Origin of the sequence: Shewanella sp. SM101 (assembly GCF_025654465.1) — a bacterium.
Classification (GTDB): Bacteria; Pseudomonadota; Gammaproteobacteria; order Enterobacterales; family Shewanellaceae; genus Shewanella; species Shewanella oncorhynchi.
Map to the genome: position 1 here is coordinate 42,154 of NZ_JAKKRH010000016.1, position 17,337 is coordinate 59,490.

A 17,337-nucleotide genomic window follows, 5' to 3' on the forward strand; every position below is an offset into this window, starting at 1 on the left:
GAGATTATTAGGGGGATGTGGGTAAAGAGTGCCAATTTGCAAGTTTAATTGACTGATAAACGGAAGAAAAATGATGACTCAAGCCAATGCCTATTTCTACGATGGTGCCGACATCGCCCTACTTAATGGTCAATACACTGATGTTTTTTCGCTCTTGGGTATGCACAGTGCCAACGAGGGTAAGGCATTAATTGTTCGTTGTTTTTTACGCAATGCCCTCAGTGTGGATGTGATCAGTATTAAAGATGGCCGCAAAGTGGCGAGTCTGGACAAGGTCAACGAGCAGGGACTGTTCGCTGGCACTCTGGGACGACGCGTCAAGCCGTTTCTCTACTTGCTACGGGTGGAATATCCCCTGTGTCAGTTAGATATAGTCGACCCTTATCAGTTTGATTCACTGCTCAATAGTGACGATATTTACCTGTTTGGTGAAGGCAGCGCCGAGCGTGCCTATGAATTTTTAGGTGCCAACTGGCGTCAAACCCAAGGCGTCGAAGGCGTGCATTTTTGTGTGTGGGCACCCAATGCTAAGCGGGTGTCTGTGGTGGGAGATTTTAACCATTGGGATGATACTCGCCATGTGATGCGCCAACATATTGCCAATGGTTTATGGGAGCTATTTTTACCCAATGTGGCTGAAGGTGCACACTATAAGTTTGATTTGGTTTATCAAAATGGTGAGCGCCATACTAAATCCGATCCTATGGCAACCCAAATGGAATGCGCGCCCCACAATGCTTCTATCGTGCCCCCAAAAGCCCACCATAGCTGGAATGATACCGCTTGGATGAGTAAGCGAGCGGCGACTGCTTGGCATAAAGCGCCCATGTCGGCCTACGAAGTGCACTTAGGTTCGTGGCGTCGTAAGGGAGAGCAAGGCGAGCAATATCTTGATTATCAAGACTTGATTGAACAGCTTATTCCCTATGTGAAGGAGCAAGGCTTTACCCACATCGAACTGATGCCGATCAGCGAGTTTCCCTTTGATGGTTCGTGGGGATATCAGCCAGTGGGTCTCTATGCGCCGACCCACAGATTTGGCGATGCCAATGGGTTAAAGGCCTTTGTGAATGCCTGCCATCAGGCGGGAATTGGTATTATCCTCGATTGGGTGTCAGCGCATTTCCCTAAGGATCCCCACGGCTTAGTGCGTTTCGATGGCACATGTCTGTATGAGCATGAAGATCCTCGCAAGGGCACACATCCCGATTGGGATACCCTGATTTATAACTATGATCGCGGTGAAGTGCGCAGCTTCTTGTTGAGTAATGCCTGTTACTGGCTGCGGGAGTTCCACTTTGATGGCCTGCGTCTCGATGCCGTGTCTTCTATGTTGTATCTCGATTACAGCCGCGAGCCGGGCCAATGGCTGCCTAATGCTTATGGTGGACGGGAGAATCTCGAGGCCATCAGTTTCTTACAAATTTTGAATCAACGCTTGTACCAAGCTTTCCCCGGCATTTGCATGATTGCCGAAGAGTCCACCGCTTTTGCGGGGGTGACTAAGCCGACGGATCAGCAAGGTCTCGGCTTTGGTTTTAAGTGGAATATGGGCTGGATGAACGACAGCTTAAGCTACTTGGGTCGTGACCCGCTTTACCGCCAGTTCCACCATCATCAATTGACCTTCAGTTTAATGTACGCCTATACCGAGCAATTTATGTTGTCCGTGAGTCACGATGAAGTGGTTCATGGCAAGGGCTCGTTGCTACATAAAATTCCCGGAGATGATTGGCAGAAATTTGCGACCCTGCGTGCCTATTATGGTTTTATGTGGGGGCATCCCGGTAAGAAATTACTCTTTATGGGCTGCGAGTTTGGTCAGCGAAATGAGTGGAACCATAACCAGAGTTTAGATTGGCACTTATTGGCCTATGAACCGCACCAAGGTGTGCAACGTTGGCTTAAAGATCTCAATCACTTGTATCAAGCCATGCCTGCTTTATCGGTTCAAGATTACGAGGGGGCAGGATTCAGTTGGCTAGATTGTGAAAATAGCCGGGATAGCATCTTTACCTTTGTGCGTTACGGGTTAGCGGGTGATGCGCCGTTAGTGTTTGTCATCAATATGGCACCCCAATTGCATACTGGATTCCGTATTGGTTTGCCCTTGGCGGGGGATTACCGCGAATACCTGAATAGCGATAGCCAGATTTATGGTGGCAGTAACCAAGGTAATGCGGGCACTGTGGTTGCTGAGTCGCTGCCGTGGCAGGGGATGGCGCAGAGCGCGCTGATCACTGTGCCGCCCTTGGGTTGCCTAGTGATAGGGCCTGCAACTGGATTGGCTGAGGCGAACTAGTATGCAAAAGCCCGTGGCCGATGATATCAAGCTCAACCATGACGCTAAACATAACCCTTCTCAAAGTGAAAAATGGGCCTTGGGCGCCGGTGAGCCTTTTCCGCTCGGTGCGAGTGTCGAGGGCGATGGCGTCAACTTTGCGTTATTTTCAGCTAACGCGACAGCGGTCGAGTTATGCCTATTTGACGACAATGGCGAGCAAGAAATCGCGCGGATTGCGTTAACTGAGCAAACCCAGCAAATCTGGCATGTGTTTGTGCAGGGGCTTAAGGCGGGGCAACTCTACGGCTATCGCGTTTATGGCTCCTATGAGCCTCAGCTTGGCCACAGATTTAACCCCAATAAGCTATTGCTCGACCCCTATGCCCGCCAGCTAGTTGGTGAATATCGCGACCATGAGTCTAACTATGGTTACGAGCTGAATCACAAGGATGAAGACTTATCTTTCAGTAAGTTAGATAACGCTGCCCATGTGCCAAAATGTAAGGTTGTGGACATTCGTCCATTAATCGACATCGCCGCTAAGCAGTCGATTCAGCCTATCGCGACGAGGTTTCTGCCCAACCCCCTAGAGCGCAGCATTATTTATGAAATGCACGTTAAAGGCTTTACGGCGGCGCATCCTGAGATTGAACCGAATAAACGTGCCACCTTTGCGGGCTTAGCGACTCGGCCGGCTATCGATTATTTAGCCAAACTTGGGGTGACGTGCGTCGAGTTACTTCCTGTACAGGCCTTTTTTACTGAACCATTTTTGCTCGAGAAAAAGCTCACTAATTATTGGGGCTACAACAGTATCGGCTTTTTTGCCCCTGAGCCGAGTTATCTGTCGTCCGACGATATTGGTGAGTTTCGGGCCATGGTGGATGCACTGCACGGCGCGGGTATCGAAGTGATCCTCGATGTGGTCTATAACCACAGCGCCGAGGGCAGTCGACTTGGGCCGACCTTTAGTTTTCGTGGCATAGATAATCTCAGTTATTACCGCCTGCATCCGAACGATAAACGTTTTTACATTAATGACACGGGTTGCGGAAACACCTTAAATATCAACCATCCACGCATGTTGCAACTCGTGATGGATTCGCTGCGTTACTGGGTTGAAATCATGGGTGTCGATGGATTTCGCTTCGACTTGGCAGCTTGCTTAGGTCGCGAGGCCTATGGTTTTGATCCCGGCTCAGGTTTCTTCGATGCGCTGTTGCAAGACCCTGTTTTGTGCCGAGTGAAATTGATTGCTGAGCCTTGGGATATTGGCCCCGGTGGTTATCAATTGGGTAATTTCCCCGTGGCTTTTAGCGAATGGAACGACAGATATAGAGACACTATGCGCCGCTTTTGGCGCGGCGATCACAGCATGTTGCCCGAATTTGCTCGGCGTTTTCACGGCTCGGGGGATTTTTTTGAGCACAGTGGCCGTCCGCCTGCGACCAGTCTTAATTTTCTAACCAGCCACGACGGTTTTACCCTCAAAGATTTAGTGAGTTATACCCAGCGCCACAATTTGGCGAATGGGGAAGATAATCGCGACGGTCACCAAGAAAACTTCAGTCATCATTATGGGATTGAAGGGGAAACCGAAGATAGCGCAATTCTGGCACTTCGCAGTCGTCAACAACGTAACTTATTGACTACGCTATTTTTATCCCAAGGTGTGCCTATGTTGTTGAGCGGCGATGAAACGGGCCGCACCCAGCAAGGTAACAATAATGCCTATTGCCAAGACAATGAACTGAACTGGTTTGATTGGTCGGAAAAGGGCATGGACACTGAGCTGTTAGCCTTTACTCAGCAGCTTATCGCCCTGCGGAAACGTTTCCCGTTGTTATGCGCTAAACGCTTCATTCATGAACAGTTATTGGCCGAATCTTTAGCCGATACCGGTGCTCGCTTAGATTGGTTTAGTCGTCAAGGTGAGCAAATGACTAAGAGCCTGTGGACTGAGTCTATGTGCCGCAGTTTATCTGTAGTGCTTTCTGGTGACTTAGAAGGCCAAGGTAAGCAGCAAGCTCTACTGTTGATGGTCAATGCCGACGACAACCCTTTGGCATTTACGCCGCCGACTTTTGAGCACTTGAGTCCGTGGCAATGCCTGATCCATACCCAAACTGAGCCGCTGGATGCTCAGATCTCTACGACGCGATACTTGCTGCAAGATCGCAGTCTCATGCTTTTTCATGCTGATTTGATTTTCAAGAAATGAAGGAATTAACTATGACTGACGAAAGCGAACTGAGTCCAAATACCAGCGAAAAAACCGTATCATCCGCGCCAAAAGCGGCGAGTAAGAAGGCGCCAGCTAAGCGTCAGGCCAAACCTAAAGCCGTTGAACCCTGTGAGCCCTGCGATGCCTTGCCCGCTTCCTTTGAGCGCCATTTACGTTATGGACTCAGCCGTGGCGAAGGTGTGAGCTGCGAATTATTTCAAGCGTTGGCCTATAGCGTCAAAGAGCAGATGCTAGACAATTGGCGTCAGACCCGTGTGAATGACAGTCATTTTCAGCGCAAGCAAGTGGCGTATTTATCCCTTGAGTTTTTGATGGGCAGGGCGCTGGGCAATGCACTGCTGAGTCTCGATTTGCAACAAGATAGCCGTGATGCCTTGAGCAACTATGCGGTATCGCTGGAAGAGTTAGAAGAAGCCGAACATGATGCCGGTTTAGGTAACGGCGGTTTAGGTCGATTGGCGGCGTGCTTCCTCGATAGCTGCGCCAGCATGGACTTATCCGTGACGGGTTATGGCATACGTTACGAATATGGCATGTTCGCCCAGAAGATAGTCGACGGTTATCAGGTTGAGCGTCCCGACCGTTGGCTGCGCGAAGGTAATCCGTGGGAAGTGCGCGTGCCGACCCACAACGTGACTGTGCCGTTTTTTGGCCACACAGAATCCTATGTCGATAAACAGGGTCGCAGGCACATTATTTGGGTTGAAACCCAAGATGTGCTCGCCGTCGCCTATGACATGCCAGTTCCCGGGTATCGCAATGGTCGGGTAAATACCCTGAGATTGTGGAAGGCCGAAGCGACCGATGATTTTGATTTAGCTGAGTTTAACCAAGGCGACTACACAGAAGCCGTGGCCCGTAAAAACTTGGCCGAGCAGATCACTATGGTGCTCTATCCCAATGATGCGAGCGAGAACGGCAAAGAGCTGCGATTACGTCAGCAATACTTTTTATCCTCCGCCAGTTTGCAGGATTTACTCAAACGTTGGGTGAGTCGTCATGGTCATGATTTCACCCAGTTTGCCGCTAAAAATGTGATGCAGCTGAACGACACTCACCCCAGCATTGCCGTGCCTGAGTTGATGCGGTTATTGATCGACGAATACGGTTTGGAATGGGACAGTGCGTGGGCGATTACCAGCCAGACCATGGCGTACACTAACCATACCCTATTGCCAGAAGCACTAGAGCGTTGGCCCGTGCGTATGATGGCGCAGATGCTGCCACGTATTTTAGAAATCATTTATGAAATCAACGCCCGCTACTTAGATTTAGTCGCCCACCATTGGCCTGGAAATAGTGAGAAACTGGCGAGCATGTCAATTATTCAAGATGGCCCCGATCCCCATGTGCGCATGGCGTATCTGGCGATTGTGGCGAGTTTTTCGGTCAACGGCGTCGCGGGTTTACACACGCAACTGCTTAAGTCTGGGTTGTTTAAGGATTTCTATGAGTTGTGGCCGCATAAGTTTAATAACCGTACCAATGGTGTGACGCCAAGGCGTTGGCTTGCCCATTGTAACCCTGCTTTAGCTAAGTTGCTGACCGCCCATTTAGGTAAAGAGTGGGTGACAGATTTAAGCCAGTTAACAGCGCTCAATGCCCTTACGCAGGACACAGCGTTTATCCAAAAATGGCGTGATGTGAAGCAAGCCAACAAGGCTTTGCTGGCGAAGATGATTGCCAAGGAATGCGGCGTCGAGTTCGATCCATCTATGCTGTTTGATGTGCAAGTGAAGCGTATTCACGAATATAAACGTCAGCTACTCAATATCTTACACGTGGTCCACCTCTATCATCAGATCCAACAAGGCCACACCGAAAACATGGTGCCACGTTGCGTGTTGATCGGCGGTAAAGCGGCGCCCGGTTACTTTATGGCTAAGTTGATCATCAAGCTCGCCAGCAATGTCGCCCATATGGTCAATTCCGATCCTATGGTGACGCCTTACCTACGTTTTGCTTTCTTACCCAATTACAACGTCAGCGCCATGGAAAAAATCTGCCCGGGAACGGATTTATCCGAGCAAATTTCGACCGCGGGTAAAGAAGCATCGGGCACGGGCAATATGAAATTCATGATGAACGGCGCACTGACGATTGGCACTATGGATGGCGCCAATATCGAGATGTTAGAGGAAGTGGGCTCAGAGAACTTCTTCCTGTTTGGACTCAATGCAGAGCAGGTCTCAGAGGTACGTAACCACTATCATCCACGCAGCATTATTGACGATTCACCGGCGTTATCTGAGGTGATGAAGTTACTCAAGAGTGGTCATTTCAATCTGCTGGAGCCAGGGATCTTCGATCCTATTATTGCCGCCATCGAAAGTAGCGACGATCAATGGATGACGGCCGCCGACTTTGACAGTTATCGAGTCGTGCAAGAAGCCGTGGCGCGGGCCTATAAAGATCCGCAGGTATGGACGCAAATGAGTATTCGCAATACCGCCGCCAGCGGACGTTTTTCGAGTGATGTGACGATCGCGGGTTATCGCGATGAAATTTGGAAACTGTAGGGTTGGGCTTTGGGTTATAAGTCTTGTTATAGCGGATGAGTATAAGTGTTTGAAAGGAATGCAGCAATCAATGGAAGGAATGGGGAATGCAAGTGAGAAATACTCAGGGGAGTACGGCAGTGTCTGCCGTATCGATAAGCCATTTATGGGCAATCAGTTTGCCGATTTCGGAGTAAGAGCCTATGTCTAATGTTCGTTATATCAGTAATTTAACTCGTGAAACCTATGCGTTGATTTTAGCTGGTGGGCGCGGGTCTCGCTTGCATGAACTAACGGATTGGCGTGCTAAACCTGCACTATATTTCGGTGGTAAGTTTCGTATTATCGATTTCCCGCTCTCAAATTGTATCAACTCGGGTATTCGTCGTGTCGGGGTTGTGACTCAGTACAAGTCGCATTCTTTGATCCGCCATGTGATGCGCGGTTGGGGTCATTTTAAGAAGGAGCTGGGCGAGTCGGTGGAGATTTTACCCGCTTCACAACGCTATTCGGAAAACTGGTACCAAGGCACGGCCGATGCGGTATTTCAAAATATCGATATCATTCGCCACGAGCTGCCTAAATACGTGATGGTGTTGTCTGGCGATCACGTGTATCGCATGGATTATGCTGGGTTATTAGCCGCCCATGCCGAGTCGGGTGCAGATATGACTGTCTCTTGCCTTGAAGTGCCGATTGCCGAAGCTGCGGGTTCGTTTGGGGTGATGGAAGTCGATGAAGATATGCGCATTTTAGGCTTTGAAGAAAAGCCGCTGCAACCTAAGCATTCTCCGGGTAATCCTGAAATGTGTTTAGCGTCTATGGGCAACTATGTGTTTAACACAGAGTTTTTGTTTGACCAGCTCAAGAAAGATGCCTTAAATGAAAGCTCAGATCGGGATTTTGGTAAGGATATTATTCCTGCGATCATCGAAAAACATAATGTGTTTGCCTATCCCTTTAAGAGTGCTTTCCCAAATGAGCAAGCCTATTGGCGCGATGTGGGTACGCTAGATTCTTTCTGGCAAGCGAATATGGAACTGTTATCGCCCACGCCAGCACTGAATTTGTACGATGCGAAATGGCCAATTTGGACTTTCCAAGAACAATTACCACCCGCTAAATTTGTGTTTGATGACGATGACAGACGCGGTATGGCGTTGGACTCGATTGTTTCGGGCGGTTGTATTATTTCGGGGGCGACAGTGCGCCGTAGCGTATTGTTTAACGAAGTACGCGTTTGTTCTTATTCGTTGGTTGAAGATTCAGTAGTGCTACCCGATGTAGTCGTGCTGCGCCATTGCAAAATCAAGAATGCGATACTCGACCGTGGCTGCATTATTCCCGAAGGCATGGTAATAGGTTATAACCATGATCACGACAGAGCCAAAGGCTTTAGGGTGTCCGAAAAAGGCGTGACTTTAGTGACCCGTGACATGCTAGGTTTGCCTGTAGGCTATGAATAGTGCTTTGATCATTAAAGTAAATTGATCATTAAAGTAAAAATGACTTAGGTATAGGCAGCTTAATAAAAGCTGCACAGTTGAAGTAGCGGGAGTATCCAATTAATTGAAACAACGCATTTTGATGGTCGCGGCTGAAAACGGTGCCCTTGCGGGCGCCAAGGTTGGCGGTATGGCGGATGTCATCCGTGATTTACCCGCCGCTCTGGCGGGTGTTGATTTGTGCGCCGATGTGATCATGCCAAGCTATGGCTTTTTAACTGCGGTAGCGAATCACTCCCAAGATCTTGGCGAGTTAACTGTGGCCTTTGGCGGCCGATTGGAGCGAGTGCATTTGTTTGCCATGCCCCATCCCCATGTACCAGAGGCGATGATTTATTTGCTCGAACATGCATTATGGCAATCCGTACCTGGGCAGATTTATAGCCAAGGCAGTGCCGAGCGTCCTTTCGCCGACGATGCGACTAAGTTTGCCTTCCTTTGCGCGAGCGTCGCGACAGCATTAGTTACTGGCCGAGTGCCTATGCCGACTGTGCTGCATTTACATGACTGGCATGCGGGCTGCTTAGCCATGTTAAGAGCATTCGTGCCTGAGTTCAGTGTTCTCAAAGAAATTGAGTGTGTGTTCTCTATCCACAATCTTGCGCTGCAGGGGATACGTCCCTTAAGCCAAGACTCATCCTCCTTTGCGGCTTGGTTTCCCGAGCTGTTTGCCACTTTGACGCAGGGGCAAAAACAGTTAATTACTGATCCCCGTTATCCCTACTGTGTTAACCCTATGCGCATGGGCATAGTGCTGAGCGACAAAGTGCATTTAGTCTCACCCAGTTACGCCAAAGAAGTGTTGCAGCCCTCCAAACCCGAAGCGGGATTTTTTGGTGGCGAAGGGCTAGAGCAAGACTTACAGGTCAAGGCCAATGACGGCAAAGTGGTGGGGATTTTAAATGGCTGTGTATATTCGTCAGTATCGGATTTACCCGCTAAGCCACCTGCGCGTATTCAAGTACCCGAGTTTAAGCAATTGCTCAGTGCGGTTGAAGCTGCGTTAGTGCAATGGCAGGGGCATCAAACGCAAGTGAGTGGCGTGGACATGATTGCTTTTGCCCGCACCCAAGCCCATTGGCGTCAAGCAGTGGCGGAGCAAGTACCGAGTCTGTTATTGACTTCGGTGGGCCGCTTGACCGATCAAAAAGTCTTACTGCTGCGCCATCAATTGCCCTCGGGTTTATCTGTGCTTGAAACCTTACTTAAAGCATTGAAGCAAACAAAACCGACGGCGCTGCTGATTTTACTCGGCAGTGGCGATGCATCGATTGCTAAGTCTTTCCAAGCGTTAGGGGCTAAATACGATAACCTATTATTTTTGCAGGGATACAACGAGGCGTTATCCGAAGCGCTGTATCAGCATGGCGATCTATTTTTGATGCCAAGTTCCTTTGAGCCCTGTGGCATCAGTCAAATGTTGGCCATGCGCGCGGGGCAGCCATGTTTAGTGCATAGTGTAGGCGGTTTAAAGGATACTGTTGAGGATGGCGTTAATGGTTTTGCTTTTAACGGCAATAGCTTAAATGAGCAAGCCGAAGCGTTTCTGCAAAGGTTGACGCAAGCCATTGCTTGTTTCGAGGGGAAAACATGGTCACAAGTGCGTGCTGCGGCCATGGCACAGCGTTTTGACTGGCATTCTATTGCAGAGCAATATCGTCAACAACTCTATTGCAAAATGTAATGTGGTAAGTCCAAAGTGTGATGCGGCAAAGGGAATTAACGCATGATTTCTAAGTGATTCTGCTACACTTGTGGGGGAATGTTAAAATGGTATCAAGCCCCCTCATTTTTGGAGTCGCTCTCTGAGTTATGGATAAAGGTATTCTCTTTCCGTTAGTACAAAATGCGGCTTTATTGCTGGCGTTGGTCTTTTTGTACGACGTGATCCCTAAAAAACACCAGCGGCAGTATTTTTTACTGTGGCGCATCATTATTGGGATACTCATCGGTGGTATTGGTATCACTATTATGAGTACGCCTTGGGTATATTTGCCTGGCGTTTTCTTTGATACCCGTTCGGTTATTCTCTGTACTTCTGGTCTATTTTTCGGTGGTTTACCGACCTTAGTTGCTGTCGTGATGACGGCGCTGTATCGCATCAGTATCGGTGGCGCTGGTATATGGGTTGGCGTCGGCGTGATAGTGTCATCCGGTTTAATCGGGGTGATCTGGCGTCAATATCGTAAGTCTCTGTTAGCCAATATTTCAGGTGGAGAAATTTTTCTCTTTGCCTATACCGTTCATATCGTGATGTTGTTGTGGTTCTTATTTCTACCCGATGGCATAGCAATGCCATTACTCGCCAAAGTGACCCTCCCAGTATTGACCATTTTCCCGATTGCGACTTGGCTATTGAGCCGCTTGTTATCGCGACGTTTTGAATTAGAGCGTGATGAACAAATTCGTCTGCAGGATGATTTTCTTTTTAGGAGCCAATTCAACGCGGGCAATATTGGTATTGCAATAACGGGGATAGATCAAAAGTGGATAAAGGTGAATCCACGGTTATGTCAAATGCTCAAGTATTCAGAAGCTGAATTGCTACGGATGACGTGGGCACAAATTACTCATCCCGATGATTTAGAAGCGGATGCCCTGAAATTTGAGCTTATGCTGCGGGGGGATATCGATAATTACGAGATGGATAAACGTTTTATCGTTAAAGACGGTAGCGTGGTTTACACCCATATGACAGTCGCCTGTAAGCGTGGTGGTAATAATGCCGTGTTGCTTGTTATTGCTGGATATTTAGATATCACCTCACAGGCCATTGCTGACCAAGAGGTACTTGCTAGTCGTGAGCAACTCGAACTGGTGCTGAGCAGTAGCGATCTTGGGGTGTGGGATTGGGATATTCGCAATGATCGTATCGAACGTAACGCCCGCAGCGCCGATATTCTTGGCTGCGATGTTGATATGCTCAACGCTAATAGTCGCCAATGGATGGATGCGATAGTCGCCGAAGACAGGCCTAAAGTGCTGCATTCGATTGAGGCCCATATTCGTGGCGAAACGGCGCAACATAAGATGGAGTACCGCTTAAATACCGTAAATCGTAAGGTGCGGTGGATCCTTGATACAGGTAAAGTCGTGAGCCGCGACGCCAACGATAATGCCCTGCGTATGTGTGGAACCTATACCGATATTACCGACGCAAAACTTATCGAAGAATCCTTAAAGTTGTCGGCACTGGTTTACGATAACAGCTCTGAAGCCATGAGTGTCCTCGATGAAAAGGGCGTGATTATTACCGTCAACGCCGCCTTTAGTGTGATGACGGGTTATCGCGAATTTGAAGTGCGGGACCAACATATTCGGCTGCTTAATTGTGACCTTAATGGCCGTGATTTTTACACTCAAATGAACAATGAGATCCGTGAAAAGGGCCAATGGCAGGGGGAAATGTGGCAGCGGCGCAAAAATGGCGAGGAATATGTCATCTGGTTAACCATCAATACGATTAATGATAAAGAAGGCCATCCCTATCGACGTGTTGCCCTGTTCTCAGACATTACCGATAAGAAGCAAAATGAACATCTGATTTGGAAACAGGCTAACTACGATACGCTGACGGGGTTGCCTAATCGGCGCATGTTGTTGGAGTATTTAAGCAGTGAAGTGAAAAATGCCGACCGCAATCGCAACCACTTTGCCTTATTGTTCTTGGATTTAGATTTCTTTAAAGAAGTGAATGACACCTTAGGCCATGCTATGGGCGATTTACTGTTGATAGAAACCGCGAGTCGATTGAAATCCTGTGTGCGTGATGCCGACGTCGTGGCGCGTCTTGGCGGCGATGAATTTACTGTGGTGTTAAGTTCGATGGAAGACCATAAGGGGATTGAGCGCGTCGCCGAGAATATTTTGCGAAGAATTGCCGAACCCTATGTGTTAGGGGAAGAAACCGCTTATATCAGCGTCAGTATCGGGATTACTTTATATCCCGATGATTCGACCAGTATTGAAGGGCTTCTCAAGCATGCGGATCAGGCTATGTATGCGGCGAAAGATCAAGGGCGTAATCGCTTCAACTATTTCACCCCATCGATGCAGGAATACGCCAAATACCGCATGCGCTTGATCCAAGACTTACGTCAAGCGGTCGTGAATAAAGAATTTGAACTGCATTATCAGCCGATTGTTGCCTTAGCAACGGGTGAAGTGACTAAGGCTGAAGCCTTGATCCGCTGGCATCATGCGGAGCGTGGTGCTGTGTCGCCTGCTGAGTTTATTCCTGTGGCGGAGGATACTGGCTTGATTGTTGAAATCGGCAATTGGGTGTTCGAGCAAGCCGCTCGCCAGAGTGCGGCGTGGCGTCATGAATTAGGGATTGAAATCCAAATCAGCGTCAATAAATCCCCAATTCAATTTCGTGATGAAGGCACGCTGCTCAATGATTGGTTGAAGTTATTGCAAGATCTTAATATTACAGGCGCGGGAGTCTGTGTTGAAATTACCGAAGGCCTGTTATTGGACGCCAGTATGGGGGTAACCGAAAAACTACTGGCCTACCGCGATGCGGGTGTGCAAGTGTCGCTGGACGATTTTGGTACGGGCTATTCGTCACTCGCCTATTTGAAAAAGTTTGACATTGATTATCTTAAAATTGATCAATCTTTTACCCGCCATATCGATACCGATTCAAACGATCAAATTCTCTGCGAGGCGATTATCGTGATGGCCCACAAGTTGGGAATGAAGGTGATTGCCGAAGGTGTCGAAACCGATGCGCAGCGGCTAGTCTTGTTGGCTGCAGGCTGTGACTACGGCCAAGGTTACTTGTTCTCAAGACCTGTGCCTGCGGGTGAATTTAGCCAAAAATACTTACAGGATCCGCTTTTAGTCTCCCATGTCTGAGGAGATATTAACTTAGTGGCGATAATTGCCTATAAAAACGCCGCGAATTTTGCTAGACTCCGCGGCCCCGCGTTGGGGCATTGAGTATCACCTCGCATCAAAGTTTTACTACTTAGCTAAAGAGTCCCTATGAAATTTGAAACACTCGGTTTATCTTCTCCTATTTTGAATGCGATAACTGAGTGTGGCTATCAGCAACTCACTCAAGTGCAAGAGAAAGTGATCCCGCTTGCCTTTGAAGGCAAAGACATTATGGCCTGCGCCCAAACGGGGACAGGTAAGACGGCTTCCTTTGCTCTGCCTGTACTTGAAAAGTTGGCAGCCGAGTCTTTAATAAGCGACAGCAATGATAAACCGATTTTACGCGCGTTGGTGATGACACCAACCCGTGAACTTGCGATTCAAGTCTGCGAAAATATCCAAAAATACAGCCAGTTCCTACCACTGAAAACCTTAGCGGTTTACGGCGGCGCCAACATGAATCCCCAGCGTAAAGGGGTAGAGCAGGGCGTTGATATTTTGGTGGCGACACCAGGTCGTTTATTCGACATTATTGGCCAATTCCAGTTAGATTTATCGAGTGTCACGACCTTAGTGATCGACGAAGCCGACCGCATGTTAGACATGGGTTTTGTGCGCGACATTGAAAAAGTGAAACGCTTAATTGCGCCGCAGCATCAAACCATGTTGTTTTCAGCGACCTATAGCGATGCGGTGAAACAACTTGCCGAGAAAATGCTGAATGAACCTCAGTGGGTGAATGTTGCCGATACGACAACTGCATCCACAGTTGTGCAGGAAGTCTATCGCGTTGATAAACGTCGCAAAGCCGAGCTGTTGTCAGAACTCGTTGGCCGCAACAATTGGCGCCAAGTGCTGGTGTTTGCCAGCACGAAAGAAAGCGCCGAGCATTTGTTACAAGAATTAAAGCTGGATGGCATAGCCGCAGGTGTATTCCACGGCGATAAAACACAAGGCGCCCGTAATCGGGTGTTGGAAGAGTTTAAAGCCGGTAAATTGCGGGTGCTGGTGGCGACCGATGTGGCCGCTCGTGGTTTAGACATTCATGCCTTGCCTATGGTGATTAACCTTGAATTACCTTTCCTCGCCGAAGACTATATCCATCGTATTGGTCGTACTGGCCGAGCTGGATTAACGGGTCGCGCGATTTCGTTTGTTTCACCTTCTGACGATGAAATGCTCGCTGAAATTGAAGCCTTGATTGAGCAGAAACTGCCCGTGTCGGTACAACCAGGTTATGAAGAAGGCACGCCTTTGCCTGCTCGTTACCGTGATGCGCCCGCGGCACCGATTAAGCCGATTGGAAAGTGGAGCCATAAGGCGCCGCAGGATCGTACTATTGGTCAGTCTCGTCAGGGTAAGTACGCGAAAGGTAAAGCACAGGACAGCAAAGCAGGTGCAGATAAATCCTCTAGCCGTGCTAAGCCAGCTTCTGGCTCAGGTAAGCCGTTTAATGCGACTAAACCTAAGTCGAATTTGGTGAGCAATAAGTCAGGTTTTGGCTCTCGCACCAATAAGTCAAAATAAGTTAAGTCAAAATAAGTTAAGTCAAAATAAGCTAAGCACAACAATCAAGGCTAATAAGTGCAAAGTGCCTATTAGCTTAGCCGTTTAGCGGTTACCTAGTTTGTTGATTTGACTGTTGATTAGATTGTTGAATAGTCAGTTGCATATTTTGCTACATAGCCCGTCGCCATTCTAAAAGCGCATCCTCACCGATGCGCTTTTTGTTGAGCTTCAAAGCCAATACTTCTACACTCGAGCGCCAAGCTTTCTATTCGAGCGAGTTTCCTTATGATTATCAAAGCGATTCCCACCAATATCATTACAGGTTTTTTAGGTGTAGGTAAAACCTCTCTGATTAAGCAATTGCTGGCGACTAAACCCGCGGATGAAATTTGGGCAGTACTGGTCAATGAATTTGGTGAGGTCGGCATTGATGCGGGGTTACTGAACTCCTCCGATAACGGCATACAAATTCGTGAGGTTGCGGGTGGCTGTATGTGCTGCGCCGCGGGCGTACCGACACAAGTGGCCATCAATCAGTTGATTGCGAAAGCGAAACCTGACCGCTTATTGATTGAACCGACTGGGCTTGGGCATCCTAATGAAATCATTAAAGTACTGAGTGCGCCCCATTATCAGAATGTGATTTCACTGCGTAGCACCCTATGTTTGGTGGACGCGCGTAAGATCCACGATCCTCGCTATCGCGAACATGCAAATTTTATTCAACAGTTGCAAGTGGCCGATGTGATCATCGCAACTAAGTCTGACTTGTATGATGCTGAAAATACTAAGTTACTCTATGAATTGCAGACTTATTTAAGCCATATTGAACGTACTGATATTCCTGTAGTGAGCCACTCAAATCAACAGCCTTTACCTAGCGCTTTGCTGGACTATCTTAACCAACCAAGGCGCGTGTCACTCAATATAAATGGGCATGCTAGCGCGGGCCTAAAGCTGGGCAGCCTACCGACGACGGCCCCAAGCTTGTTTCGTACTGGTGGTTCTCGCTTGAGTGAGTTGAGCCTCTTTGCCGAAGGTGCAATCGAAGCCGCACTTGATTTTGATGATCGCGGTATAGTGCGAAAGCAGAATCAAGGTGAAGGTTGTTTTAGCTGCGGCTGGGTGTTTGAACCGAGTCAAGAATTTGATTTTGATAAATTAATGGATTTTATTCAGCGGCAAGCTCAGTCATCCAACGTTGGGCAAGTGTTGCTTAGATTAAAGGCCGTGATGATCACTACTGATGGAATTGCAGGATTTAACTGGATTGACCATGAGTTTACTGTAGTTGAACTCGATGACACCTTAGATTCCAGACTAGAAATGATTACCATGGACGACGTTAATTGGGACGAGATTGAGCAGCAATTGATTGCTTGTCTTAGCTAACAGAGTTCCCCATCACTCTTTATTACAGGTGTGAGCAAAGATAAGAGGGGCGGATTTGGCGGGAACAGTAAGGTTGGATCAGTAAGGCAAGGTCACGCGGTATTTTTGGCCGAGTGTCGTGAGTGTGCCATTCTGGATCATCTCCTCGAAGAAGCTGTCAAAACGAGTTCTTAGCGGATCAAATTTAGCTTGTTTCGGAAAAGCCATAAAGCCGTCTCGCACATCGATTATCGGCATGATTGGCGTAATTGCTTTAGGGATTTTGATTTGGGCGAGCACTGCATTTGTATTGCGACTATTGGTGGCGAGTAAATCTAAATCACCCCGCGAAAGCCGTTCTATGCCACTTTTAATATCGACAAATTCATTGATATTTAATGATTTAGTTTGTTCAGTAAACCTTGTGCCATAACTCCAGCCCTGCATTTTTCCAATCCGTTGCGTTTTAATACTGGCATAGTCGCCATTCCACACTATTTCATTGTCTGCCCGAGCATAAAACACCATATCATCGCGGTAAAATGCCTTCGCCGCAAAAACCAAGTTGGCATTACGCTCTGGGGTATCGTAGGGACCTATAAGAATATCCGCTTGGCCACGTTCAACCATAGAGATAGCGCGGCGCCATGGGGTAATTTGATAGTGAATGTTCACACTTTGCTGCTGGGCGAAGCGATTCAAAATATCGACACCTAAGCCGGTATATTCTCCATTGGCTTGTAGTTCAAAAATTTGACTGAAACTCGAACCCACTGCGAGCAGGTCTTTGGCCTGTGCAGTCAAGCAAAGGCTGCTGAGCGCCAAAAGGACGACTTGTGCAAAGCCTTTGCTGAGTATCATGGCATTCCTTGTGTGGTTTGAATGCGGGAGGTTAGAACACTGTCTCTCGTAAAAGCGGCGATATCGTTATGCAATTCACTAGGGTTAAGGTTAGCAAATTTTACTCAGATTTGATTGAACGTTAACATTTTAATGTTTTGAAATAAATGGAAGATAAATCGTAAGGGCATTAAGCCGTTGATC

General features: G+C 48.0%; 10 protein-coding genes. 9 read left to right on the plus strand and 1 reads right to left on the minus strand.

Going from position 1 to position 17,337, the window contains the following annotated elements; translation table 11 throughout:
• Positions 1-70: 70 nt before the first annotated feature.
• From glgB to L5M38_RS10760, 9 genes are all read left to right on the plus strand, one after another.
• On the plus strand, positions 71-2,302 hold the full coding sequence (glgB, locus tag L5M38_RS10720) for a 1,4-alpha-glucan branching protein GlgB (RefSeq protein WP_263179076.1): 2,232 nt from the start codon (positions 71-73) through the stop codon (positions 2,300-2,302).
• A gap of 1 nt (position 2,303) precedes the next feature.
• Entirely contained in the window at positions 2,304-4,505 is a 2,202-nt protein-coding gene (gene glgX / locus L5M38_RS10725) for a glycogen debranching protein GlgX (protein WP_263179077.1), read from the plus strand.
• A gap of 11 nt (positions 4,506-4,516) precedes the next feature.
• Positions 4,517-7,048, plus strand: a complete 2,532-nt coding sequence (locus tag L5M38_RS10730; protein WP_126491451.1) for a glycogen/starch/alpha-glucan phosphorylase — start codon at positions 4,517-4,519, stop codon at positions 7,046-7,048.
• A gap of 58 nt (positions 7,049-7,106) precedes the next feature.
• Entirely contained in the window at positions 7,107-7,238 is a 132-nt protein-coding gene (locus L5M38_RS10735; RefSeq protein ID WP_263145093.1) for a hypothetical protein, read from the plus strand.
• Complete coding sequence (gene glgC / locus L5M38_RS10740; RefSeq protein ID WP_263179079.1) at positions 7,231-8,493, plus strand: glucose-1-phosphate adenylyltransferase; 1,263 nt, start codon at positions 7,231-7,233, stop codon at positions 8,491-8,493. Before L5M38_RS10735 ends, glgC begins: the two co-directional genes overlap by 8 nt.
• Positions 8,494-8,596: 103 nt before the next feature.
• The gene (locus L5M38_RS10745; RefSeq protein ID WP_263167179.1) at positions 8,597-10,216 is read left to right on the plus strand and encodes a glycogen synthase; all 1,620 of its coding nucleotides are present in this window, start codon (positions 8,597-8,599) and stop codon (positions 10,214-10,216) included.
• A 128-nt stretch (positions 10,217-10,344) separates the two neighbouring features.
• The gene (locus L5M38_RS10750; protein WP_263179081.1) at positions 10,345-13,392 is read left to right on the plus strand and encodes an EAL domain-containing protein; all 3,048 of its coding nucleotides are present in this window, start codon (positions 10,345-10,347) and stop codon (positions 13,390-13,392) included.
• Between the two features lie 129 nt (positions 13,393-13,521).
• Positions 13,522-14,940: a DEAD/DEAH box helicase gene (locus L5M38_RS10755; RefSeq protein ID WP_263167183.1), complete on the plus strand. Its 1,419-nt coding sequence runs from the start codon at positions 13,522-13,524 to the stop codon at positions 14,938-14,940.
• A gap of 267 nt (positions 14,941-15,207) precedes the next feature.
• Positions 15,208-16,314, plus strand: a complete 1,107-nt coding sequence (locus L5M38_RS10760) for a CobW family GTP-binding protein (RefSeq protein WP_263179082.1) — start codon at positions 15,208-15,210, stop codon at positions 16,312-16,314.
• A gap of 78 nt (positions 16,315-16,392) precedes the next feature.
• Here L5M38_RS10760 and L5M38_RS10765 read toward each other — a convergent pair whose 3' ends face one another.
• Positions 16,393-17,154, minus strand: a complete 762-nt coding sequence (locus L5M38_RS10765; protein WP_168823321.1) for a substrate-binding periplasmic protein — start codon at positions 17,152-17,154, stop codon at positions 16,393-16,395.
• Positions 17,155-17,337 lie beyond the last annotated feature (183 nt).